Genomic DNA, 25,929 nt, shown 5'->3' on the forward strand with positions numbered 1-25,929 from the left:
ATCCTAACATACGTCAAAATATCGTTTCATCCCGTCAATACCGGCGGAATAAATCCAACCCAACGTACCCCAGATATCTCCGTTACGAATCATGCCCTCGTCCATTCCCTGGGGACAAACTCCAAAGCCCTCCGGCTGCATCCCCAAGTCCGTAAATCCCATATTGTCTTCCGGATAAGACATGATCTGATTCGTGGCTATACTAATCCACTCTGCCATTGTTTTCATGAACTCGTCCCCACACGCATCACCAATCAAAAATAGCTCTTTAATATGAAACATAGAATAAATATCTACAACCCCCCCGCACCATACAGAGTTAATTGCCCCCATTCCTTTCGTGTGGAAGTCCTTCTTTCCCAATATTGTGTCCAATCCCATAGGTGCATTCCAAATATAATTCCAGGTAACAAACTGCATGGCAGCCTTTTTGGCCCCGTCCAGATATTCCTGTTTTTCTGTCAGCTCATAGAGATGGTACAGCGCCGCCATAACATATTCGGCAGCTTCCTTGTCTATAATGTCAGGATTGTCCAGCGTCCCGCCTTTATATTTTTCAGCTTTTACATCATTGGAAATCAGGTATTGACCCGCCATTTCCGCAGCTTTGCGGTATTTTTCTCCATCATTGGCATGCTTCGCACAACAGCATAGAAACGGTACTGGTATCGCTGCTGCACTGCTTTCAAAGGCTGCCTTTCCAGCTTTATCATATCCTCTAAACCAGGAGCCGTCCTTGTTTTGTACATTTAAAAGAAAATCTGCAAATTTATCCACTGCTTCGGCCCATCGCTTTTTCTCTTTTCCAAGGCTTTTAAATTGGATAACACAGCGCAGCAAATCAAACATGGGCTCCGTCATTGTTCGAAGATAATTGCCTTCACATTTGTCATAACTCATATAATGAAGCTTCGGCGCAGCTTTATCTCCAAAGGAAGCAAATGGTCTCTCCCGCTCCAAATCATACAGCGAATAGACCCACCCATTATCCGTCACACAATTATCCACAAAAAAATCAATTACCTTTTCAGCCTTCCTCTGCCATTCGTCATCTTCCTCCGAAAGCAGAAGAGCTGCATTCAATTCTCTTCCGGTAAAACCATATTCTAAAATGTGAGTATAGGTGTCATGGGGAATTTCATTCTTGGCAGTCCCAAAGCCCGAAGGCTGTGAGCCATACCCCTTTTGGGGATCAAAGTCGAAGAAAAATCCGGCTCCATCTTTTCCAAACTCTTTATAACTTTTTTCCAAACTTATTTTGCGGTATCTCATGGCCTCTTCTCTTGAGAATGGTAATTTTATAACCTTTTCAGTAGTATCCAAGCTTAAGGCCTGTTCCTTAAATTCTTCATAAAAGCTATCTGTGAATGTTTTCTCCTTTATCTCCTTTATCTCATATCTTAATTCCAACTCAAACTTCTCTCCTAATGGATAATAAGCTTTTATAGGAGTCCTTCTTGAATCCAGCGCGGGGCTGCAATCCTTTTCTTCATACGGCCAGCGAATGCACAGTGCGTTTTTTTTCTCTTTTTTATAACCGATGGATGTAATATCCGTATTGTGCCAAAATTCTTTCTGCCCTTTTTCACGCTTCATTATTCCTTGTTCCCGTGCACAGTTTAATTTTTTTAATACAATTGCCGCCTCTTCGCTTTTATGTGCAAGAACCATACATCCTGTTAATCTCGTTTCCATAAAAGTTCTCGTTTCTTTTCTTTCTCCTGTTGTGTCATCATATACGGCAGAAGGTATTCCAAAACGAATAGGCTCCCGGGAATCTTCCTCAAGCTCCATTCTTGTTTCAAATGCAATTGCACCTGGGGAGCTGTCATATAACTTTTCCCCGACAATCCTGCGCACTAACTCAAAGGAACAGGCACTATTTCGAATCCAATTATCTCTTATTGATATCCTGTATCCGTCTACTTCCCAGGCTTTGGTTTCCTGACTTTTGCTTCCTATCCAGTCCAGATTTGGATGAACAAATAACTCCTTTCTTTCCCCTTGATCTGTCTCCAGAAAAGTTTGCATTAAGCCAATTCTCATGTCTTCCCTCCGTTCTATACTTACATTTTAAGATGTAGGGGGCAAAAGGTATTTTGCCCCCTGATACCTACGGATTGCTCCGCGCTTTGTGCTCCCGCAATCCTAAAAACATTCGAAATCTGCCCTACTCGGGCTGCTTTCTCATGTTTTGAGGATCCCAAAGTCATGCTTTTTCATGCAAGCATGAAACGCATGACCTTTTGACCTTGGTATCATTTTAAAGAATTCAGGTTTTAATTAACATCTACTTTTCTTCACAAATCTATACACTTTTCAGGCCCTCTTTCATTGTCTTCTTAATCCTTTGTTACTTTTGCACAATTTATTAACATATTGCCATAAAGTCAATCCCAGCAGATTAACTAAACGAGACGCAAAAAGAAGCCGTTGCAAATTGACTTTAGTCAATAATTTACAATAGCTCCTTTGAATAATATCTTTTTGATAGTATTGATGTGCTTTACATTTTAAATTGATTATTGGTTATCATCCGTGATTTCATATGCCACCACTTCTCCAGATATTGTATTTGTTGCAATTACAATGTCTTTTCCATCTTCATTCAATACGCAAATATTAGCTGGCCCTTGCCCGCCATCTATATATGTAACTTTGAACTTGTCTTCACATTTCTCATCATAGGTGACGCATAATAAAGCAGCGCCTGCCTCTCTACATCCGCAAATAAATGCTGGATTTCCAAGGATTTTTCCCGCCCAGGCAACATGACCAAATTTTACGTTTGTATTATACTGCCAAATCAGCTCCATTTTGTTTTCAATTTTTTTATATATTGAATAATTTGCTCCATGAAATGGTGTAATTACAAAGTATTCCATAAAGCCATCACGGTCAATATCACAAGCTGCAATATCACCTGCCGCAAGCTGCAATAACCTGTTCACTTTCCATTCTCCTGCAGGACTCGCAGGTGGTTTGATCTCAAATACACCATCTTCACTCGCAACTAGAACATATCCCTCATTTTTCAATTTAAAATATCCATGATTTTTCACCTGTTGCTCTAGAATACATTTTAACTCTATTTCTTCATTCACATCATCCGGTAATATTCCAACAAGTACTTTTCCAGGATTTGCCCAATCGTCAATACTTTTCTTTCCCGAGCATAATGTGCATATAATCAAATAGTTTATACCATCTTTATGTAATACATCCACACGGTGAATATAGGGTACATGGAGAAAAGGACGAATCACCCATCCAACTTCATTAATATACTGGCCTTTTACTAAAACAGTATGTTTGGAATCAAATGTAGGGAAAAAATTCTGAATTGCAATAAACTCTCCCGCATTTTCAAGTGGTATAAATGCCATAGTTCCACTGGGTTCTTTCCATATTATTTCTTCAGCATCAGTAGTATTTGAAGTACATGTCTCCATATTATCATCCATTGTGATAGCCTTTGCCGCACCATGATCATCTGGTGCGGCCAGGCATAACCATTTATCGTTCCTTCTGATAACATTTACTGCATAACAAGAATCCATTTTCATCAAGGCCCTTTTACTGATCTTCATTGCAAGTACCCCCTAATCAATGCTGTTGGACCTGATAATCCAACAGAAATATATCTAACATTCTATAATCTCAATAGGCTCAATAGGACTAACATTAACACAATCTAACTTTCTATACATGACCGGAGCACACCACTCGACCGCATTACAAATAATTTTTTGGATCGTTTGATCATAATAAATTGGAAATGTCTCATGCCCTGGCTTGAAATAGAATATTCGTCCATTTCCTCTCGTCCACACACATCCACTTCGAAATACTTCCCCGCCAGAAAACCACGAAATAAAAATATTATCATCCGGTTTTGGGATATCAAAATATTCTCCATACATTTCTGTATGCTCCAATTCAAAATAGTCTCCAATACCTTTCGTAATCGGATGCGTCGGTGAAATATTCCACAGCCGCTCTTTTTCTCCTGCTTTTCTCCATTTTAAGGTACATGTGGTCCCCATCAAAAGCCGAAAAGGTTTTGACATATGAGAGGAATGAAGTACAATAAATCCCATCCCCTCTTGCACACGGCTTTGTACTTTTGCAGCAACGCTGTCCAATACTTCTTCATGTGCCTTATGTCCCCACCAAACCAGCACGTCTGTTTCATCAAGCACTTGGTCACTCAATCCATTTTCAGGTTCATCTAAAGTAGCAGTACGAACTTTAAATCTGTCATCCTTTTTCAAAAAGTCCGCAATTGCATTATGTATTCCGTTTGGGTAAACCTGGGCTACACGTTCATTCACTTTTTCGTGCCTATATTCATTCCAGACTGTAACTCGAATCATACGATTACACCTCCTTTAATTCAGATATTTCCACCGGCAGCTTCGTTCTCGCAGAAATATACGCCGCTTCATTTAGCCTTGACAAATCCACAGCTCTCTCCATATTTTCTAATGGCATAGTACTATTATTAATACACTCAATCCAATCATCCAAAGGACTAGACTTTGGGGAAGTAATAGATATCTCATGGAATTTAGGATCATCGCCGTGCCGAATCGCAAAATAGTCATAGTTTTTATCTGAACGGTCATCCCGATAAATAATAGTTCCGTCTGTTCCCTGGACCTCAACTTCAGTTGTTACAGGGCCACAAGCCCAACCTTCTTCAAGTGTTACATATGGGCCATCCTTGTATTCCAAAATAGATATAGCATTATCTTCTACATTTCCTCTTTTTGTAACTGATGACATCCTGCTATATATACTATCTGGCAGGCATCCAAGTATAAACGGTGTCATATACTGCGGATGGCACATATCTACATAGCAGCCACCTGCACCACCTTCTTTGAATAAGAACCCATGGTCATCCGGCAAATATCCCATACCGTCTGTAGGATAATATTTAGTCACTATCCCATGTGCGTGCCAGATACGCAGCGAAATTATCTTTCCAATCTCATTATTCTGAACTAAATCTCTAATTTTGATACACCAATCTTCATAAAGACGACTTAGCATTGTTGTCAGAACTATGTGATTCTCTTTTGCTTCTTTTACAATTTCGTTTGCTTCTCTTAATGTAGGCGCTAAAACTTTATTTACATATATGTGCTTTTTATTTTTAATTGCTTTTAGACATACCTCCTTATGCCGAGTTGTCTCGCACATGATAACAACCCCATCGATGTCATTTTTTTTCAGCACTTCGTCGAGATTAGTGGAAAAGGGGATGCCTAATCGTTCACATTCCTTACTTCCTCTTTCTTCATTCCAATCCCACCCAATAACCACTTCAATTAATGGATGCTGTTTTACAGTTCCATAAACACCCAATCCAGTAAAGTGAATATCTGGATTGGTCGACGCATGACTATGCCAAAATCCTAAAAATGCAACTCTAATTTTTTTCATTTTTTGCTTCCTTTCTTACATAATTGGGGTATTCGGACCATCACCACAAGTTCCCTTGCAAAGCCCTGTTTTTTCAATTGCTGCTGCAATATCTGCGAAGTCTTTTTCTGTAAGTTTTAGATGGCTTGCCTCCAGAAATGCATCCAATTGGCTGGATTTTCTTGCTCCACAGATTGCACCTGTCACACCTTTCCATGCCAAAACCCAGGCAATGGAGATGGCCGCTACTGAAACATGATGTCTATCTGCGATTGGACGCAAATATTCAACAAAATCCAGTGCCTGTGAATACACAGGTTCCTGAAAATAATATAAATTCGGGCGAAGAGGATCTCCATCTTTTCTGAACTGCTCTACAGAATCCTTGTTATATTTTCCGGCTAAAATACCATGCTGCAGTGGTGCAAAGGTAATAATGCTCGTTTTATTTTGTTTAGCCCATTCAAGGACTTCTAATCCTCCGGAATTTCTGCCTTCATCTGAATAAGGCCCATTCATTGATCTATCCAATAGGGAGAGAGGCTGTTGCAGGCAGTCAACATGAGCAACTTTTTCACAACTTTTGATTAAATCCAATGGATGATTGGATAACCCAATTGCTCTGACTTTTCCTGCTTTGATTAACTTTGCCGCCGTTTCCCACGACTCTTCGATTGGCGTATTATAATCTGGCCAATGAAATTGCAATAAATCAATCCGTTCCATTCCCAGCCGCCTCAATGACCCGTCAACCTGTTTAATGATAGATTCTGGCGCCAATGACTTGACCCTCACTGCCTTATCATTTCCCTCATCCTCTTTATCAAACACCCACGTACAAGTTGTAAAAACATAAGGGCGCTCATTTTGCGGCAATTGCTTTAAAGCACGTCCAACCATAATTTCTCCATAGCCCGTACCATAGCTTGGTGCTGTATGAATCCAGTTAATTCCGGCTTCTACCGCTTTATTCATCGTTTTCATTGATTCGGTATCATCCTGATTGCAAAATCTTCCTGATATTGCTAATGACCCCAGGCCCACATTAGAAATCTTCATATCGCTAGTTCCCATTTGTGTGTAAGTCATATTATCTTTAAAAAAAGTCATTGTGTACACCTATCCTTTCAATCCACCTGCTAAACTATCCATCATTTTTTTCTGTGTAAAGATATATAAAATTACCATTGGCAGCAAAGAAACTATAACCGCAGCGAAAACCAGATTCCACTGTGCAGTCATAGCAGTGGTCAGTGAGTATATCTCAACTGGCAGTGTTCTTATTTTACTGCCGCTTAGAAAAGCCATTTGATCCATAGTATCATTCCATATATACAATGAATTTAATAGTAACGCTGTTCCAGTTATCGTTTTCATCTGCGGCATAACAACACGAGTAAAAGTTTTGATAAATCCGGCTCCATCAATTACAGCCGCTTCTTCATAATCCCTCGGTAAACTCTTAAAAAATCCAGTGTATAAAAAGACTGTCAACGGCATTTGTTTGCATGTATAAACCAATATCATTCCAATCCGAGTGCCTACTAAGCCCACTGAACGCAGTGCAGTATACATAGGAACCAGACCCAACTGGGATGGAATAATAATTCCAATAACAAAAAAAATGTACAAAAAAGAGCTTAATTTACCTGGATGTCTGGATAGGCCATATGCGGTTAATGAGCCAAATGCTATCAGCATCAGCAGGCTTCCCGCTGTAATAATAAGGCTATTAAACAACGCACCCGCAAAGTCTGCATTAACCCCTGCACCACTTAAAACTTCGGCAAAGGACTGCCAATACAGCTCTTTGGGCAATCCAAACGGATTTGCGTATGCCTCTTTCGTTGTTTTGAACGAATTTACAATCAAAAGATAAAAGGGAGATGCAAATATAATTGTAATAAGGATTATTATAATTTCCTTTAAAAAGCTCTTCTTTGTATATTTATTAATCATGACATTTTTCCCTCCCTTTTGCTAAGGATTGAAGACTGTAAAACACCAACAATAGATACTAAGAGTGTCAGTATTAGTGCTAAAGCAGTACCGTATCCATATCTGTTCAGCGTCCATGTCTGCTTGTAAAAATCGCTGGCCAATGTCTGTGTCAAACCTACCGGGCCTCCGCCTGTCAGTCCCAGAACCTGATCAAATACCCGCAGTCCCGTAACAGTCATCAATGTTATAACCACTGTTAATGAGGGGGCCAACAGCGGTAATGTTATATAGCGGAATTTTGTCCATGTAGTAACTCCATCAATCGCAGCGGCTTCATACAAATCTTCTGATATTGAAGCCAATCCCGCATTGTAAATAATCATTGCATAGCCACAGTTCTGCCACAGCATTACGAAGAATATACAAAACAGTCCTGTTTTGGGATCACCCAGCCAGTTCTTACACCATGATTCTAAGCCAACAGATCTTAAAATGATATTCAGGGGCCCGTCATAATCCAAAATGTATTTCCATACTTGTGTTACTGCCAGCGGAATCATGATTGCCGGCACAAAATAGATAGATTTTAAAATATTTTTAGTTTTCAATTTGTTGTAAAGTACCAGTGCAAGAAGCAATCCGAATACATTCACAAATATAATAAATGGAATTGCTAATTTGAGCGTATTTAAAAGAGCATAAAGATCCGTCTTGGTGGCAAATATTTCTTTGAAATTATCAAAACCGATCATGTTATATTCACCAATTCCTTTAAAATCAGTGAATGCATAAAATGCCCCCTGCAGCGGTGCAATCACATGCCCGATAAGTGCAAAGACAAGTCCTGGTATTACTATAATCCATGGCACTCTTGCCCCCACTTTTTTTTGTCTGCTTCTTGTTTTTATACCCGTCTTCATTAGTTATACCTCCATCTTTGCAATATCGAGCTATAATCTATTTATCCCAGTTTTCGTCCATAGCTGCCAATACTTCATCTGTACTTTGAACACCTGCAAGGATACCTGCCACACCTTCGCCCAAAGCATTAGAAGCACCTGCTGAAGGCCACGTCACACATGGAATCATTGCCGACTTATCTGCCATATCAACCAGATCCTTAAAGCACCCATCCCATTTACTTGCATCAGTAAAGTTAGATGCACTCAGTTCAGAGCCCCCGGCAGATTCAATCCATAAATTATTCCCTTCTTCACTGGTGATGTATTCCATAAATTTTACAGATGAATCTTTATCTTTTGTTTCTGCATTAACTGCCGCCATTGTACCCGGCCATAACAGCATTTTATTGTCTTCTTTATTTCTGGCCGGAAGGCTGCAAAATCTGATCGGACAATCTTCGTCAGCTTTTTTAATTGCTGCATAGCGGCTGGATAAATCAATACACATAAAAGCATCCCCGCCTGCCATCATAGAAACAATTTCATTTGATCCATCTGTTGATGCGCTTTGATTAAAAGCGTTCACCTCAATCAATTCTTCAAGCATTTTTAAAGCACCTTTCCATGCCTCTGAATCAGCGAACTTTTCTTCTCTGCCTTCCTCCCCAGTAAAACCAGGTTGGTTTAAAACCAGCATTGAAGCATTTATCATAGCGATTGACGTATTTCCCCCGCCAAAAGCAATCGGGGTCTTATCAGGGGCAGCTTGTCTAATTTCTTTCACTAAATTAAGTAAATCATCCCATGTCTCCGGAATTTCCAGGTTATATTCAGAAAACATATCCTCATTGTAAATGATACCTGATGTCTGAACTCCCAGGCATGCTGCGTACACTTTATCAGAAATTGTAACAGCATCCTCCACAGCTGTGCCTTTCACGTTTTTAGCAAAATCCAGATTACTTAGATCCATTAAACTTCCCGCTTCCGCCAGTGTTCCCACATTGGGAGACGAGGTTCCTGTTCCTGCAAATGCCGCAAAAATATCAGGTGCTGATCCGCCCTGCAATTGCGTCATTAGTTCAGATGTATAGCTGTCTGTACCCAAGTCCCCAAATTCTGTAGTAATCTTAATCCCTGTCTCCTCTTCAAATTTTGGTGCAACTGCCTCCAATCCGGGTCTCCCTGAGTTTGCCGATGTTGATACTCTGATTTCTCCATCCGTACCACTAGTAGCATCACTCTTCTTTGTGCTTGTACCACCATTACTACATCCTGATAATACTATTGTTGCCGTTAACGTTGTTACAAGCAATAATTTTTGTAATCGTTTTCTCATAACTTTCCTCCATTTTTGAAATTTTAATATTTTTATATCATTTACATTATACCATTGTTCATATTATGTCAATATATTTATCTATTTTTATTGATTTTTTCTTTATTTCTATTTATAATATGCATATATTGCATAATTATTTGTTGACTTATTTTTATTTTTATACTATAATCTCATATGTAATCTATTACATATTGATTTTACATGGATTTATCCAATTTATTTATGGTAGTTTTCATGTAACTATATTTATTTTCATTATATTAGGAGGTATTTTATGATCAAAATAGGGATTATAGGTTGTGACAAAATTGCACAAGTACGACATATTCCAGAATACAACGCAAACTCTAAATGTAAAATAATTGGAGTTTATGATATTAATCAAGAAAATGCAAATTACATTTCTAAGAAGTATAATGTAAAAGCTTTTAAAACCGTAGACGAACTGTTAGGCAGTGGTGTTGATGCCGTAAGTGTTTGTACATCCAACTCGACTCACGCAAATATGTCTATACAGGCACTAGACTCCGGCAAACATGTGTTATGTGAAAAACCAATGGCGATCACATATGACGAATGTCTTTCAATGTGCAAAGCCTCTCAAAATGCAAACAAACTGCTTATGATAGGACACAATCAACGTTTCTCTCCTACCCATATAAAGGCGCGCGAATACATTGCCTCCAACAAAATCGGTAAGGTTCTGTCTTTTCATACAACATTTGGGCATCCCGGTCCCGAGGCATGGACCAGCAATCCTAATAGCTGGTTTTTTGATAAAACCAAAGCACATTTCGGAGCAATGGCAGATTTAGGGGTACACAAGACTGATTTAATACGTTTTTTATTATGTGATGATATTTGTGAAGTATATTCTCAATTTGGAATACTAGATAAGACATATTCCGACGGTTCTCCGATCTCCGTTGATGACAACGCTTTTTGCTGCTACAAAACCAAAAAAGGGGCGATGGGCCTAATGCATGTAAGTTGGACATTCTATGGAAATTCCGAAGATAACTCTACTCAGATATACGGGTCAAAGGGGATTCTCAGGCTATATGATGATCCCGATTATTCATTCATTTTTGAACCTCGGGACGGAGAAGTTCAAAAATACAATCTTGATCAGATTGCCGACAATAAAACTCAGACAGATAATTCTGTAGATTCTACAGGGATAATTGATCATTTTATTTCATCTATCTTAAAAGAAAGTAAATGTATCATTACCGGTGAAGAAGCTTTAAAATCCATGAAGGTGATTTTTGCCGCCGAAGAATCCAGTAAAACTAATAAAAAAGTTATAATCAATTAAGGAGGAGCTGCTATGAAACGTTCCATTACCATTTGTTCTGCTCAATTCGGAGATATACCATTGCCCAAACTATTGCCCAAACTGCGCTCAATGGGCTATGAAGGTGTCGAAATTGCATGCCAATCTCATTTGGATATTTATTCCGTTGTCAATGATATTAATTATCGTAATAGCATTATTAAATTATTTGAAGACAATCATATGTCCATTACCGCAATATCGGCACATCTAATGGGGCAATGTGTTGGAGATCGGCCGGATCCAAGATTGGATAACTTTGCACCAAATAGTCTTGCGGGAAAACCAGAACAAATTCGTTCCTGGGCCATCAATGGTATGAAAACAGCTGCAAAAGCAGCACAATTGCTTAATGTTAAGGTTGTCACATGCTTCCTCGGCTCTCCAATATGGGCCTGGTGGTATTCATTTCCGCAAACAACAACTTCTATGATTGAAAGCGGATATGAGGAAATCAGAAAACTATGGACACCGATTTTTGATGAATATGACAAATGTGGAGTAAAACTCGCACTAGAAGTTCACCCCACGGAAATTGCTTTTGATTACTATTCAACAAAGAAACTACTGGAAGTGTTAGATTACCGGCCAACTTTAGGTCTTAATTTTGACCCCAGCCATTTGCTATGGCAAGGCATTGATCCGGCTGTTTTCATCAAAGATTTTTCTGATAGAATCTATCATGTGCATATGAAAGATGTAAAAATTAATCAGGATGGACGATGCGGCATCCTTGGCTCTCACCTTGAATTTGGCGATACACGGCGCAAATGGAATTTTGTATCATTAGGCCATGGGAATGTCGATTTTGACTCTATAATTCGTGAGTTAAATTCCTGCAATTATGATGGTCCTTTGTGTGTTGAATGGGAAGATAGTGGGATGGACAGGATGTTCGGCGCCCAAGAAGCATACTCTTATGTGGATAAAATAAACTTTCAAGCGTCCACATTTGCATTTGACTCCGCCTTAAAGGACGATTTAAATTGTAAAAGTACTAGTGATAAAGTATACTATAATAAATAGGGATATGCCATCTAAGACAGGGGGGTGAAAATAATGGCTAGCATTCAAGATGTAGCAGAACTTGCAGGAGTATCTGTTGCAACCGTTTCAAGAGTTATAAATAATGCTAACAATGTGTCTCCGCAGTCCATCCAAAAGGTGCGTGAAGCTATAAACACACTGCACTACAGTCCTAACTGGGCCAGTAGAAATCTTCGTTCTAAAAAATCAAACATGATCCTTATCGTCATTCCTGAATTTTCAAACCCTTTTTGGGGAGATATTCTTGAAGGTATGGATCAGGAAGCTCAGCGCAACCATTATAAATTAATAATTGCAACTTCACACAGTAACATAGATCAGGAACGAAGCGCCTTATCACTGCTCAAGCAGCAACAGGCCGATGGCGCTATTCTTTTATCTCCTGTTTTATCACAATCGGAACTCATTGGTATTGATCAAAAATATCCTATTATCCAATGTTGTGAGTATACCGAAAACAGTACTCTCCCACACGTAAGTATCGACAATTATACTGCTACTTATGAAGCAACTGAATATTTGATTAGGATGGGACACCAAAAAATTGCCATGATTAGTTCCACTAATCATTTTGTTTCAACAACACAGCGGGAACTCGGATTTAATAAGGCACTATCACAATATAACATTTCACTTCCTGATAGATATTTATTACGCGGCAACTACTCATTTAGCAGCGGATATGAAAAAACAAAACAACTATTATCGAGTCAGGTACCTCCTTCCGCAATAGTTGCTATTTCCGATACTGTCGCCGCCGGCTGCCTGGCAGCTATTGATCATTCCCGTTTATCCTGCCCAAAAGATGTTTCTGTTATTGGTTTTGACAATATTCAACTGTCGACAATGGTGCATCCAAAACTGTCTACAGTGAGTCAGCCCCGTAACCAATTAGGCGTTTCCGCAGTGCAAATGTTATTAGATCGATTAAACGGGAATACAGATGTGCAGCCAACATTCCTTCCACATGAATTAGTTATCCGGCAGTCAACTTAAAGCCAGGAGCTGTTGCACCAGTAGGTTATTTCATCTGCATCGCAACAGCTCCCCTGCAAATTATCTTTTAGTTATTCATCCTTTGCCTTCTCATATGCCCTGTAAGGATTCTGCACCTTAAGCATCCCTCCATCAACACCGATTATCTCCCCTGTAATATAACCACCCTCAGGAGAAACAAGAAATTGAACTAAATTTGCCACATCCTGTCCCTTTCCAAATTTATTCAGTGAGATTTGCTTCACCTGGTCTTCTCCTCTTTCATGAATCATATCTGCTGTCATATCGGTTTCTATAATACCCGGCGCATATGCATTTACTGTAATATTATAGGGACCTAACTCTGCTGCCCCTATTTTAGTCAGCATGTCAATGCAGGCCTTACTTGCACCATATCCTACTAGTCCACAGTCAGCATAGTGCGAAGAGATAGAAGAAGCATATACGATTCTTCCGCCTTTTTGTTTTTTCATATATGGCAGCACTGCTTTTGTCATTAGAAAAGCGCTTTTAAAATTGACAGCCAGAATATGATCTAAGTATTCTTCTGTCATATCCTCAATAAAATTGAAGCCAAAAATTCCTGCATTGCTCACGAGTACATCGGCCCGTCCATACGCCTTATTTACCTGCTCCATAACTACATCTATATCAGACTTTATAGTAACATCTGCGCGTATTATTTTGTGGTTGCCACCATATTCGTCCATTTTCCGTTTCGTTTCTTTGGCGCTTAATTCATTAGATCTGTAAAGTGCAATGATATCCATCCCTGCTTTGGCCAATGTTACAGAAACCGCCTGTCCCATTCCACGGGTACCTCCCGTAACAATCGCCACTTTTCTATTACTCATCTTTAAATACCTCCCAGACTCTTTTCATCTTCAAAAACACCTATTTCAAAAGTATACACCTTTTTTTCTTCTGGCTTCAGCATAATTAATTCACCATTCTCACGAGCTTTTTTTCTGCCCTCCGGTCTTGCTGTTGCTGGTTCCATCCCAACAACATATTCGCCTTCGCCCATCATTTTCCATTCAGAAAAATTCGTAAATGCTTCTCTGTCAAATTTTACATATACACCCAATTTTAATTTCCGGTTAAATATTGCTGCATATGAGCAGTTATCTTTCACTGCCGGAATATCCAGATAAAATACCTGTTCTTTATAGCCATGCTCTGGCTCCTGAAAGACATTGTACTTTTCCACTTCACCCACATCGTCACGTGCACAGACACTGGTGCCTTCCGGTGTCAATAACACACTTTCTCTACTGACTACCGGGTAGCCCAAGTTTATATGATATAATAACATAAAGGGGCTTTCGTCATACCCCTTGTTTTCAACAATATCCTTGATTACAAATGACTTTTTACCCAGCCCGGTCGTAATCTCTCTTGTTAAGCATAGATTTTCTTTAAAGACGCAACTTTCTTTTATTTTTCCTCTGGCCTTTATAGTGTAATCGTTTCCGTTCCACTCCTTATCTACGCATACATCCTCTGCCGGTGTATTGCTGATTCTCCCATGGAGACCTAGTTCTTCCGCACCATCCTTTTCTGGTGTTCCAAAAGATGTCAAACCACAAGTTGTGACTAATCCACAAAAGAAGTTTCTTAAGAATGCGTCTCCTCTAGCTTCAAAGTACGACGGGTGTACCACTCCTGTTTTACTTATGTAGGAGAGAGGTATACCTTTATACTCTGCCCATGCAATATCCATCCCTCTTGTTGGTAATACTGTAAATTCCAGTCCGCCGCCTGTTTTGATGTCAATGATTCTGACTCCATCGCCCTTGCCTGATGTTAAGATTCCTTCCCTGGCATCAGCCAGCATAGACATATCTCCTATTTTTTTAAGAAATTCCTTCTTTTCAATTTCTTCTCCATACAGTCTCATGGCATTCTCCCTTAATTAAAATATCTAAATTCACCCGATGCTAAAGATTTAGTTCTTTATTTAGCTGTGCATTGGCAATAGATAACGCTTCTTCAACAGACAGTCGTCCAATGATAACGTCGTGGACGGCCCCACCGACAATCTCTTCAAATAAGCCTTCATTAAAGTAGCTGCCATCTTTTTTCTGCGGCATTTTCCTATCCTTCGAATAGCTGGATGCTAACATAGTCTTATGCAACCATGGGTACACATGTGCTATCTCTAAATCCTCCAATACACTGTTGTGAGGCACAAAACCGCCCATGACAGTATTGGTTTTCGCCCGCTCTTCATCTGACAGCCATTTTAAGAACTCAAAAGCAAGCTTTTTATTATTAGAATATTCAGTGATTGATACCGTCCAACCACCAGCCACACTTTTTCTACCGGGAAGAAAATCAAAGCCAATTTTACCTATTATTTCAGACTTTGTTCTTTCTGTAACTGTTGCCGCATTGTCACCAAACATAATCATCATTGCTGACTGTCCCTTGCGAAATTCCCGGCTTTGTTCTTCCCACCAATACTCTGCCGCATCGGGATTTGCATACTGAAACGATTCAAGATAATTGTACATAGCCCTATGTGCCGCTTCTCCTGCAAGTGCAAATTTACCATTTTCAAAAATTTCACCCCCGCCCCCCCAGAAACGTGGCAAATATTCACACACAGCGCCTGAGTATTTTTTTGCCCCCAGCGTCGTCCCATACTGTGTCGGTGAAGACTTATTATATCTTCTTGTAAAGAACCTAGCCACCTCATTGAACTCTTCCCAATTGCGCGGCACAGTCAGCTCTCGTTTATGCTGCTGATAGAAAAGTCTTTTGACCCGTATATCATCAAAAAAATCTTTTCTATAGAACAGTAATTGCGATGAGCATGTCAGCGGAAGTCCATAAATATGCTTATCCCACTTACAAAATTTCTCAAATACTTCTTTGGGATACCCCTTACCGATATCTTCAAGTCCCTCAAACATATTATCCAAACATATTATTTTCCCCTGCTGAGCAAATTCAGGGAGCCATGGTATATCCAGGCCGATAATGTCAAATTGAGCCCCCTGCTCCTGAATTGTCGTATACATATCAAAATAATCTTTAATGACAATGTTCACCTTGCAATTCCATACCTTTTCAAATTGAGGAGTAAAATTACTAAGATTGTTCGATATGGCGTCCGCTGTCAACAACACATTCAGTGTTTTTTTCTCTCCATAAGCATTGCATTTTATTTTCTCGTTTTTCCAGAGCTGCTCTTTATAGTTACTTTTTACTTTAATCACTCTTGGTTCATTGTCTTCTTCGTTTTTCATCTGCTTGAATAAAGAAAAAAAGGCGCATTGGGCTATCCGCCCAAAAGGCATGCCCACATATAAAAAATTATTTTTTCTTTTTCCAGTCCAGGATAATGAGGTCAGCACAATAACTTCTGGACACTCATCCTCTGGAATATCCATTGTAACCATTGCCTGAGCAACCGCCTCCTCAAACATTGTATTAGAAACCAGTATGGTATCTACCTTTTCTTTATATGACAATACCTTTACTGCTTCTTTAAACGCACTCTCTTTATCAAAATTAGTTGATATAATTAACCTGTCCTGAACACGAGTTTTCGTATGGCTGCACGCATCTACATACCCCCTGTAACATTGCTCCTCGTATGAATATTCCATGGGACCAAGAATAACTGCGTTCTGTTCCTTTTTCTGTAATATGTAACTTTCAATTACTTCCCGGACAACTGTTCGGACATCAATGGTAATACCATAGTTTTCCAGGCCTTTCACCAAGCGTTTGACAAAGACTATCTTTAGCCCATCTTTTATCAATTTCTGAAACAGCTCCGTATTATTAGGCTGACAGGTAATCAAAAGCACCCCATCTTTTTTAAACATTAAAGAGCGCTCAAGAAGCTTGGTTTCAAGATCCGCATCTTCGTTTGTAACATAAAGATTTACCATATAACCTTTGTTATATGCTAGATCAAACACTGTTGCATATATTCTCGAAAAATCACCAGACAATATATTGGGTAAAATCAAGTCAATCTGCATAGAATTGGTTTTCTTTAAATCCCTTGCATTTGCGTTGGGGTTGTATCCCAGCTCTTGCATAGCCGCCTCTACCTTCTTAATTTTTTCCAGGCTTACCTGTTTTGTTCCATTAATAACATTCGAAACTGTTCCATGGGACACACCTGCAAGCTTTGCCACATCTTTTATGGTTACCACGATGTAATCCTCCTCTTTTCCAGTAAAGATATTCTTTATTGTATCGTATAACCACCGTCAATTACAAGGTTTTCTCCATTAATCATGGCAGCTCCATCAGAAGCCAGAAAAACTGCACAGGCAGCAACTTCTTCCGGATAAGCAAAACGTCCGGTTGGTATTTGCTTCTTAAAACGGTCACCCTTTTCATTATCCCAGACACGTTCACCTAATGGCGTTAAAACAATGGTTGGTGACACAGCATTTGTTTGAATATTAAATTCCCCCCATTCATATCCAAGCAGTTTTGTCATGTAGATGATTCCTGCCTTTGCCACTCCATATGCAATATGCTGATCCAAAGCAACAATTCCTGCCTGTGAAGCGATGGAAATTATTTTTCCGCCGCCATTTTTAATCATGGAGCGGCCGACCTGCTGCGTGAAAAAGAAAAGACCTTTTATATTAACGTTCATGGTTTTATCCCACATCTCTTCTGAAATATTTTCAGCATCATCAATAAGTCCAACCCCCGCACAATTTACCAGGATATCAACTTTTCCTGTTCTATTTATAATACCCTCTACACTTTGCGCATGCTCGTTTACATTTGATATATCTCCTTTTACAAATAGATACTTTCTATTTAGCCCTGTTACAAAATGTTCCAGTTCATTTGAGGGATTTAAATCATATACAACAATATTTGCCCCCTTTTCTGCATACATCCTGGCTATACTTAGACCGATCCCACTGCTTGCCCCTGTTATAACAGCAGTTTTATTTTCCAATGAGAAATCTCTCGAGAAGTCCCTATGATTCATTTTTACAACATCCCCCTTGTTATTTTTCTAACTTGTCTAAAGTAAACTCCATAATTTTTTCCTGGGTAGCCTCTTTATGGCTGATCTTTCCTCTAATCATACCATCATGCATGACCATTATTCTGTCACTTAATGAAAGTACTTCTGTCATTTCTGAAGATACCATAATTACCGACACGCCGCTTGCGGCCAGTTCAATTATGATTTTATAGATTTCTTTTTTTGCTCCCACATCAATACCATTTGTGGGTTCATCCATAAATAAAATCTTAGGCTTATTAAGCAGCCAGCGGGCAAGAATAACCTTTTGCTGATTCCCGCCAGATAAGTTTATAATCTTCTGCTCCAACGATGGGGTCTTAATTGCCAGTCGTTCCCTTTGCCCTCCTGCAGCCCCACGTAATGCTTTCTTTTTTAGCATTCCCAGACTGCCTGTCTGCTGTTGCTGATAAACCATAAGCATGTTTTCTTCCACCGTCATCTTCAGGAAAAGGCCCTGAGTTTTTCGTCCTTCAGGAATCAACGCTATGCCATTTGCTATGGCATCTTGGCACTCTTTTATTTGCACTCTTTTGCCTTCTATATATATTTCGCCGCTTTTCATCTTGTTTGCACCAAATATGCATTGCAATAGCTCCGTACGTCCAGCGCCTACCAGGCCGGTAAGTCCAAGTATCTCTCCCTTGTACAAATCAAAGGATACATCCTTTACTTTTCCTGTATAGTCGTATATATGACGAACTGACAGGATTGGAAATTCACTTTTATTATAGCTTTTGAATTCCCGTTCAACCGCCTTTTCAAAATTCCGACCAACCATAAGACTTATCATCTTATGCTCATCAAGCTCTTCCTTCAGTGCAGTTTTTATATGCCGGCCATCGCGCATCACTGTAATATAGTCAGATATCCTCAAAACTTCTTCTAGTTTATGTGAGATATAAAGAATAGCGACTTCCTGACTTCGTAGTTTTTCAATAATATGTATCAGAAACTCTACCTCCGTAGGAGTTAATGAAGATGTAGGCTCATCCATAATTACCAGCTTCGCATTCAATGACATAGCCTTTGCAATCTCCACTAGTTGTTGCTCGGAAGTACTTAAGTTCTTTACAATTGTATTCGGTTCAATATGATAGACTCCTAAATCATTTAAATATTTTTTGCACTGCTCCGCCATTTTTCCCTTATCTATAAGACTACTTGTCTTTTTGGGCATTCTGTTAATAAAAACATTTTCTGCCACAGTCATATGCGGGGCAAGTGAAAGCTCCTGATGAATCATCGCTATCCCCATTTTCTGGGCCATATGTGGGGACTGGAAAGATACTTTCTGATCTTGAAAATAAACATCGCCCTCTGTCGGAGGGTACACCCCCGACAGAACATTCATTAACGTTGATTTTCCGGCGCCATTTTCTCCCACAATCGCATGCACCTCTCCAATTGCGATTTCAAAGCTTACCCGATCCAGAGCTGTCACCCCCGGAAATTTTTTTGTAACATGATCAAATTTGCATATTATTTTTCTTTCTGAACTCATAACCGTATCCCTTCTTTATTTTGGTTCACTTTAAAATAGTTCTGGGAAAAGCTCTTTTACATTATCCGGTGTAGCAACAATTGCATCATAATAATTAATATCCTCAGGTGCAGGTTCACCCATTAATGTATTAAATGCTGCAATAACCGGTTCATAGCCTTGGTTAAAAGGATCCTGGTCGATACATACAGATATGGTTTTACTTTCCAGATAAGGTGCCGTCTCTTCCAAAACATCATGGCAAATAAGCTTTATTTCTCCTGTTTTTCCTGCATCCTCAATTGCCTTTGCCGCTCCACTTGGTCCTCCTGCAGTAACATATATTGCTTTTAAATCTGGATTTGCTGTAATCATATTGGTTGTTGCATTATATGCTTCTTCTGATTTATCATTATTTTCCACTTCACTGACTATATTAATTCCTGACTCCTTTTCCAGCACCGATTTAGCACCATTACGTCGCAGTTCATGGCCTATGACAGAAAAACTTCCTGTAATAATTCCTACATCTCCTTTTCCATCTATCAACTCCACAATCTGTTTGCCAGCTTCAATACCTGCAGCCTCATCATCAAGCCCAAACCAGGCTTGTCTTTTTGAATCCAACCCCGGTTCTGTATTAAAAGCATACATTAATATTTTCTGGTCAACAGCTTTATTAACAACATCTGTGAGTGCTTCTGATACACCATAGAAACAAATTGCGTCATATTGAGAAGCAATACAGTTTTCCAGTGTACTGGTCCAACTCTGTGCATCAAAGCTATCTACTGAGATTGTATCTACTTTCACATTTCTATCTGCCAAAACCTCTTTTGCATATTCTTGTCCGTTTAATACCGCTTTACCAAAAGGATTATTCTGCACCATAAGTGCTGCTATTTTAATTCCCTTATCTGAAGCCTCATCAATCGGAAGTCTTCTTAATTCTTTTCCTGCCGGAGGCACTAACTCTGCCCCGGGTGTCAGTTCCCCAGATTTACTTGTTTTCGCTGTTTCTTTGGAGCCCTGATCAGAGCTGCTGGCTACTCCCGAACCACACCCTGCCAGTAATCCAACTGCAAATGTACCTGCTAATAGCATCGCCAAAATACTTTTTCTCTTCATCGTTCTCTCCTTTATCTTTCCTTTGAATTCAACCGTTATCGACTTTTTCTTTTCTTCCCTATGCAGTCTATGGCAACAGAGAGCACTATTACACATCCAAGAATAATGGTTTGCCAATATCCGGATATCGCCAATAAAACAAACATATTTCTAAGTAATGACATAAGCAAAGCTCCAACAATTGTTCCACTAAGTCTTCCTTCTCCGCCGCTCATACTTACACCACCAATAACAGCCGCCGCTATTGTATCCATCTCATAGCCACTTCCAAATGTAGGATCCGCACTGTTCATCTGGCCCATAAGTAAAATCCCACAGATACTTGCCAACAGACCCATAAGCACATATACAAGTATCACTGTTCTTTCTACGGCTATTCCTGACAGCTTCGCAGCCCTTTCACTATTTCCGATTGCATAGATATTTCTTCCCGTAATAGTACAATTTGCAAAAACAATCATAATTACAGATATTACAGCCATTACAAGCACACTGATGGGTACTGGCCCGATATAGTTACCTCCAAATACCGATAACCAGGTTTTTTCATACCTGATAGGTGCTCCATTTGAAACCAATAATGCCACACCTTTGCCGACACTTAGCATACCCAGCGTTACAATGAAGGGGGGAATTCCCGCCAACGCGACCAGTCCGCCATTTATCAGGCCACACAAGCATCCTGTTAATAAAACAACACACAACACAATAATTACAGGTACATTATTGATCCTTTGTGCCAAATATGCTCCCAGACAGGCTGAGACAGCAATAATAGACCCTATCGATAAATCAATTCCACCCGTTATAATAATTAGGGCCATTCCCATTGCCAGAATAATGTATAAAGACGATTGTCTTAATACATTAAAAACATTTGCTGTTGTCAAAAATGTTTCTGTCCGGACAATTGACATCATAATGCACAAAAGCACCAGAACAATTGCCACAACATTTTCCTGTCTGGAGAAAAACTTTTTCAGTGTACCCTCGCCTTTCTGAGTACCGTTCTCAGTAGTCTCTTCCTTCATCTTTCTTCTTAAAATCTCCTTTCCTTTTGCATAAGATTAAAAATTTGAACGTTCCATTTTCTGAAATATATACTATCATACATTCTTTGAAATAACAATATAAAACACAATGTTTGTTTATTATCACGTATTTATTTAAATTTTTTTGTGCATATATTACAATAATTTAACATTTATTTATTGGCTCGTTCCAATATAAGTTTAATAATTATTGGATATCCAATAATTTAAAATAATAGGATATTTAATATAATTAGGATATGTTTTAAATAAGGGTTTTACTGTTTTTTATTTGTCAAAGTCTTTATCATTCTATGCCTTTCATGAACTTAGACTGCAAGCCCCATAAAAATACCGTCAGTTGGCAGAACGGCTAACGGGAAAAGCTTCTTTCTGCTAAGAAGAAAAAAGAAGCTGGAAATCTATTGGCTGACATCCCAGTCTGTTTTGTATCTACTCAGTTTTTTTACGTAAGCTTCCATCCACTTTTGGCTAATCCTGTCAGGAGCCTCATTGTAAAATTGTTCTAACCTCATAGCTTACCAGCTGCAGCTCCATGGATATGATATGGATAAGAAGGTAATAACGAGAATTGAAACAAATAAGCGATATGTAACAGATATGGAGCTAAAGCATTTACTGAGATATTTAATGTTTCATATGAGAACCTTATCGACGGGAATAAATAATGTCTGTATTTTTAAAACCTGTTCTGGTATAATTAAGAAGTTGTAATTTAATTGTAGCTGCAGGTTATCTATATTATTTTCTCATATTTTTTCAAAAAGGAAAGTTTATGAAAAAGATTATTGCTTTTCTGTTAACAACACTTATATTATTCTCAGGATGCACCGCACAAAGTTACGCGCTGTCAGATGGACGGTCTGCCGCAATACAAGGGGTACTGGATGATGCCTGCCATATATCAGGTGTGCCGGGAATGTCCGTCGCAATACTTGCCGATGATGAAGTATCCTACTTTTCCTCTGGGTATGCAGACCGTAAAAAGGGGATGCCTGCAAGTGAAAATACACTATATGAGTTGGCCTCGGTCAGTAAAGCTTTTACTGGCATAGGTATTCTGCTGTTGGAGGAGCAAGGGCGGCTGTCGATGACCGACTCTATCCAAAAATATTTACCTTGGTTTACGTTAAAGTATCAAGGGCAGCATGTTGATATGCAAAACCTTACACTCAATAACTTTCTTCACCATACCAGCGGCCTGACAAATTTTAGGCATACTCAAAACATTCCCCAGGGCAATACACCGGATTTGCTGCAGAAGACTGTGAAAATGCTGGCAGATGCTGAACTGGCGTTTCCGCCCGGTGAACAGTATAACTATGGAACCGTTAATTATGACGTATTGGGTTTGGTTATTGAGATTGTGTCGGGACAAAGCTATGAAGACTTTATGAGGGAACAGGTATTTCAGCCGCTAGGCCTTCACCAGACATATGTTTATAAAGAAGATGCTCAGGCCACCGGACAGCTGGCACAGGGCTACCGCTCTTCCTTTTTTATGACAACTCCATATAAAGCGCCGGATTATGCTGGGAATAAGCCTGCAGGCTACATTATTTCATGTTCAAAAGATATGGCGCGTTGGATGGGTATACAGATTGGTGTTGTGCAGGATATACCCGAAATATTTCATACGGTTATCGAAAAATCACATCAGGGTGATATGTCTGTTCCGGCTGTCAATGAGATGTATTATGCGGCAGGCTGGTCGGTAAACGCCGGGCAGACGATTATAGAACACCCAGGGGGCAACCCCAATTTCAGCACCAAGGTGACTCTGCTGCCAGATGATCATATTGCCATCTGCCTGCTGACTAACGGTGCAAATACGAATACAAGCCTGGTATTAAAAATTAAAGATATATTGGATGGAAATCTGGCGCAGTCATATGAAATAAGTGGTACACAGCTTTTGGACATCTTTTTGTCGTGTGTCACAATTGTTTTCTGCCTGCTGGCCGTTCTATTATTTGTCTTGGGATTACGCAGGAGAAAAACAAATGAGCGGCAGCCAATGACGAGACAAAGAATAATCGTAACAGTCATTTTATTGCTTGTTACGATTACCTTGTGTATAATATGCTGTGCCCTCAATTGGTCAACAATTCTTGTCTGGCAAACATATAGTATCCTTACAGCTCTGATTTCGTCAATATTATTAACAGCAAGCATTACCTGGTTCGTATATACTCACCGATATAATGCCCCGCCTCAAAAATACAGCCGGACTCCTAATAATTGAAAAACTCCTCTATTTCCTCTTCTTTAGGAGCAACAATTGTTGACAGTGGTAACCGCTTCTCCATTGGCAGTATCTCATTAAAACTTTTGTGTGGTTCTGTCTGATACCAATAAGCGGTGCTGCTGTAATCATCACTTCGGTGATTGTTATGGCCATGCTCTATAGTCACCTTTATGGACTTCTCAAACATCACTGGATCCTCTATATGATAGCGGTAAGCAGAAATCTTTCCGGCCCAATTGGAATCACCGCCTAAAATCAATCCAAAATACGGACTTTCATATTCTTGTGTAGGACACCATGCAGTATTAAAGTAATCTTCCATTCCTGTTCCGTGTAAAGAAGGAGGCCAAGGTTCGCCATCAATGAAAATCATGTCATCACCTTCCCCATACCAGTTCCATTCCTGTGTATATCTTAAGTTATGAATATTTAAATTACAGCCGATATAATGTCCTCTTCCTTCTGCTTCCAGCAATATATAATTTTCTGTGCCAGTTGTATTCTTACCCCCAAATTCATAGAATGCATTATTAACACTCATCGGATCTATCCCTTTGGTAACCTCCCGGTGCCAAGTTGCATGAAAGCGCAAAGGCGTTTCTATCATCCCATCATATTTCTCATAGTCCACATAGAAGTAAAACTTTATCGGCGCCTTTGCTTGAGATTCTATTTCAATACGTGCTTCTTTGGCAAAAGGCATTGGCAGAAAGCAGTTTAGTGCCTGCCCATTTTCCGGCCCCATCTGAAATGGTGCGGAAACAAAATTTTTTGTTATTCCATGTCCCATGCCGAAGAAATCACCAAGTGGTGCCTCTACACTAGGTGAGGATTCACCGTCCCAGAACATTCTTAGGATTAATTTGCGGTAAAGGTATTCTTCTGTCAAATCGTCAAATGGTGCCGTAGTAATCCAAATATGGGTAATACATCCGGCTCCCTGTATATCAACAAAGACTTTCCTATCCATTGGAAAAACTTTTAAATAATCTTGATTTCCTCCTGTAGTATCATAACTGGAATAGCGTTTTCTCTTTCCCACCCTTTCTTTACATATATCTCTTAGTGAACTGCCAAATGTATTCATTGTGTTTGTCTTTCCTTTCTTAAGTCCTTATTACTCTTTACTGCCTGATGTTTTGATTCCTTCTCTAATATATTTTTGGAATACAAAAAACAAAATTACCGTAGGCAGCGCTGCCACAACTGCACCAGCCAATATTAAGTTCCAAGCCGTAGTATGTTCTCCTTTAAAGTTTGCCAAGGCCACCTGAATAGTCCAAAGGTCTTGTCTTTGTGTAACAATAAGAGGCCAAAGATAAGTATTCCAATTTGTTACGAAAAATGTAATTGCTAGGGTGACTGTGATGGATTTTGATAATGGCAGATAAATTTTTGAAAATATCCCAAAATGTGATAATCCATCTATTTTAGCAGCTTCTAACATAGATTCCGGTATATCCAAGAAGAACTGCCGATATAAAAAGATACCATATGCATTAGGCAATAACGGTAAAATAACCGCCCACAGTGAATTTAAGATTCCCATTCCCCGCACAATGATAAATAAAGGAATCATAATCACTGCAAAAGGAATCATCATAGTGCTCATAAACCAGCCAAATATTAGTTTCTTTCCCGGAAAATGTAACTTTGCCAATGCATATCCTGACATAGAGTGAAAAAAAAGTGCAGCTATTGTAATTGTAACAGATATAATAAGGGAATTAAGCATACTGCGAAAGAAGAAATCCGTTTCAAATATCTGCACAAAATTTTCAAATGTTAAGATGGATAGATCCGGAATCAATGATAAATTAAATATTTCTGAACTCGGCTTAAAAGCACTTAGAACCAAGATATAAATAGGAAATATAATCAATAAAGCGATCATAATTGCAATTATATTAAGGGTAGTGTCATAAATTTTGTGTCTTTGGTAATAAATGGATCCAATCTGGAAAGAATTAAATATGAATATTCTTATCAGAGAGGAGCCTATTATTA

The 25,929-nt window shown here is 39.2% G+C and carries 21 protein-coding genes and 1 pseudogene; 5 read left to right on the forward strand and 17 right to left on the reverse strand.

Features of this window, described 5'->3' with window-relative positions; all coding sequences use genetic code 11:
* Nucleotides 1-3: 3 nt before the first annotated feature.
* The 8 genes from EDD59_RS12990 to EDD59_RS13025 all read right to left on the reverse strand — a co-directional run bounded on the left by EDD59_RS12990 (nt 4) and on the right by EDD59_RS13025 (nt 9,612).
* A complete protein-coding gene (locus EDD59_RS12990; protein WP_132382562.1) occupies nt 4-2,046 on the reverse strand; it encodes a hypothetical protein in 2,043 nt (680 codons plus the stop codon).
* 476 nt (nt 2,047-2,522) lie between these two features.
* Nucleotides 2,523-3,590, reverse strand: coding sequence for a hypothetical protein (locus EDD59_RS12995; protein ID WP_132382564.1), 1,068 nt, complete (start codon nt 3,588-3,590; stop codon nt 2,523-2,525).
* Between the two features lie 54 nt (nt 3,591-3,644).
* A complete protein-coding gene (locus tag EDD59_RS13000) occupies nt 3,645-4,376 on the reverse strand; it encodes a ThuA domain-containing protein (protein ID WP_132382566.1) in 732 nt (243 codons plus the stop codon).
* Nucleotides 4,377-4,380: 4 nt separating this feature from the next.
* On the reverse strand, nt 4,381-5,451 hold the full coding sequence (locus EDD59_RS13005) for a Gfo/Idh/MocA family protein (RefSeq protein ID WP_132382568.1): 1,071 nt from the start codon (nt 5,449-5,451) through the stop codon (nt 4,381-4,383).
* A 15-nt stretch (nt 5,452-5,466) separates the two neighbouring features.
* Nucleotides 5,467-6,540, reverse strand: coding sequence for an aldo/keto reductase (locus EDD59_RS13010; protein WP_132382570.1), 1,074 nt, complete (start codon nt 6,538-6,540; stop codon nt 5,467-5,469).
* A gap of 9 nt (nt 6,541-6,549) precedes the next feature.
* Entirely contained in the window at nt 6,550-7,389 is an 840-nt protein-coding gene (locus tag EDD59_RS13015) for a carbohydrate ABC transporter permease (protein WP_132382572.1), read from the reverse strand.
* Nucleotides 7,386-8,291 (reverse strand): carbohydrate ABC transporter permease, encoded by a 906-nt coding sequence (locus tag EDD59_RS13020; protein WP_132382574.1) that lies wholly within the window; start codon nt 8,289-8,291, stop codon nt 7,386-7,388. Before EDD59_RS13020 ends, EDD59_RS13015 begins: the two co-directional genes overlap by 4 nt.
* A gap of 37 nt (nt 8,292-8,328) precedes the next feature.
* On the reverse strand, nt 8,329-9,612 hold the full coding sequence (locus EDD59_RS13025; RefSeq protein WP_132382576.1) for an ABC transporter substrate-binding protein: 1,284 nt from the start codon (nt 9,610-9,612) through the stop codon (nt 8,329-8,331).
* A 277-nt stretch (nt 9,613-9,889) separates the two neighbouring features.
* Between EDD59_RS13025 and EDD59_RS13030 the strand changes: the two genes are divergently transcribed.
* Genes EDD59_RS13030 through EDD59_RS13040 form a run of 3 tightly spaced genes read left to right on the forward strand, consistent with a single transcriptional unit; the run spans nt 9,890 to nt 12,994 of the window.
* The gene (locus EDD59_RS13030; protein ID WP_132382578.1) at nt 9,890-10,933 is read left to right on the forward strand and encodes a Gfo/Idh/MocA family protein; all 1,044 of its coding nucleotides are present in this window, start codon (nt 9,890-9,892) and stop codon (nt 10,931-10,933) included.
* Nucleotides 10,934-10,945: 12 nt separating this feature from the next.
* Nucleotides 10,946-11,977 (forward strand): sugar phosphate isomerase/epimerase family protein, encoded by a 1,032-nt coding sequence (locus EDD59_RS13035; RefSeq protein WP_132382580.1) that lies wholly within the window; start codon nt 10,946-10,948, stop codon nt 11,975-11,977.
* Between the two features lie 33 nt (nt 11,978-12,010).
* Complete coding sequence (locus tag EDD59_RS13040; protein ID WP_132382582.1) at nt 12,011-12,994, forward strand: LacI family DNA-binding transcriptional regulator; 984 nt, start codon at nt 12,011-12,013, stop codon at nt 12,992-12,994.
* A 71-nt stretch (nt 12,995-13,065) separates the two neighbouring features.
* Here the strand turns inward: EDD59_RS13040 and EDD59_RS13045 are convergent, their stop codons facing one another.
* From EDD59_RS13045 to EDD59_RS13075, 7 genes are read right to left on the reverse strand one after another with little or no spacing between them, the layout of a single operon-like run.
* Nucleotides 13,066-13,848 (reverse strand): SDR family NAD(P)-dependent oxidoreductase, encoded by a 783-nt coding sequence (locus EDD59_RS13045; protein WP_132382584.1) that lies wholly within the window; start codon nt 13,846-13,848, stop codon nt 13,066-13,068.
* A gap of 2 nt (nt 13,849-13,850) precedes the next feature.
* A complete protein-coding gene (locus tag EDD59_RS13050) occupies nt 13,851-14,894 on the reverse strand; it encodes an aldose 1-epimerase family protein (protein ID WP_132382586.1) in 1,044 nt (347 codons plus the stop codon).
* Between the two features lie 40 nt (nt 14,895-14,934).
* On the reverse strand, nt 14,935-17,169 hold the full coding sequence (locus tag EDD59_RS13055; protein WP_132382588.1) for an extracellular solute-binding protein: 2,235 nt from the start codon (nt 17,167-17,169) through the stop codon (nt 14,935-14,937).
* A 35-nt stretch (nt 17,170-17,204) separates the two neighbouring features.
* Nucleotides 17,205-17,972 carry a GolD/DthD family dehydrogenase gene (locus EDD59_RS13060; RefSeq protein ID WP_132382590.1) on the reverse strand — a complete coding sequence of 256 codons (768 nt, stop codon included), beginning with the start codon at nt 17,970-17,972 and terminating at the stop codon, nt 17,205-17,207.
* A gap of 19 nt (nt 17,973-17,991) precedes the next feature.
* A complete protein-coding gene (locus tag EDD59_RS13065) occupies nt 17,992-19,515 on the reverse strand; it encodes a sugar ABC transporter ATP-binding protein (RefSeq protein ID WP_132382592.1) in 1,524 nt (507 codons plus the stop codon).
* A gap of 30 nt (nt 19,516-19,545) precedes the next feature.
* On the reverse strand, nt 19,546-20,622 hold the full coding sequence (locus EDD59_RS13070) for a sugar ABC transporter substrate-binding protein (RefSeq protein ID WP_165920942.1): 1,077 nt from the start codon (nt 20,620-20,622) through the stop codon (nt 19,546-19,548).
* 35 nt (nt 20,623-20,657) lie between these two features.
* Nucleotides 20,658-21,653: an ABC transporter permease gene (locus tag EDD59_RS13075; protein ID WP_132382596.1), complete on the reverse strand. Its 996-nt coding sequence runs from the start codon at nt 21,651-21,653 to the stop codon at nt 20,658-20,660.
* A gap of 531 nt (nt 21,654-22,184) precedes the next feature.
* On the opposite strand from EDD59_RS13075, the pseudogene EDD59_RS18600 reads away from it, so the two are divergent.
* Together EDD59_RS18600 and EDD59_RS13085 are read left to right on the forward strand one after the other, a co-directional pair.
* A pseudogene (locus EDD59_RS18600) lies at nt 22,185-22,342 on the forward strand (helix-turn-helix domain-containing protein); the annotation flags it as partial.
* Between the two features lie 107 nt (nt 22,343-22,449).
* Nucleotides 22,450-23,919 carry a serine hydrolase domain-containing protein gene (locus tag EDD59_RS13085; RefSeq protein WP_132382598.1) on the forward strand — a complete coding sequence of 490 codons (1,470 nt, stop codon included), beginning with the start codon at nt 22,450-22,452 and terminating at the stop codon, nt 23,917-23,919.
* Here EDD59_RS13085 and EDD59_RS13090 read toward each other — a convergent pair.
* Together EDD59_RS13090 and EDD59_RS13095 are read right to left on the reverse strand one after the other, a co-directional pair.
* Complete coding sequence (locus EDD59_RS13090; protein ID WP_243117424.1) at nt 23,909-24,892, reverse strand: glycoside hydrolase family 172 protein; 984 nt, start codon at nt 24,890-24,892, stop codon at nt 23,909-23,911. The two genes, EDD59_RS13085 and EDD59_RS13090, sit on opposite strands and share 11 nt — an antisense overlap.
* Before the next feature lie 147 nt (nt 24,893-25,039).
* A partial coding sequence (locus tag EDD59_RS13095; protein ID WP_330572125.1) for a carbohydrate ABC transporter permease occupies nt 25,040-25,929 on the reverse strand: 890 nt, incomplete at its 5' end.

This window comes from Muricomes intestini, from assembly GCF_004346165.1.
Lineage (GTDB): Bacteria > Bacillota > Clostridia > Lachnospirales > Lachnospiraceae > Muricomes > Muricomes intestini.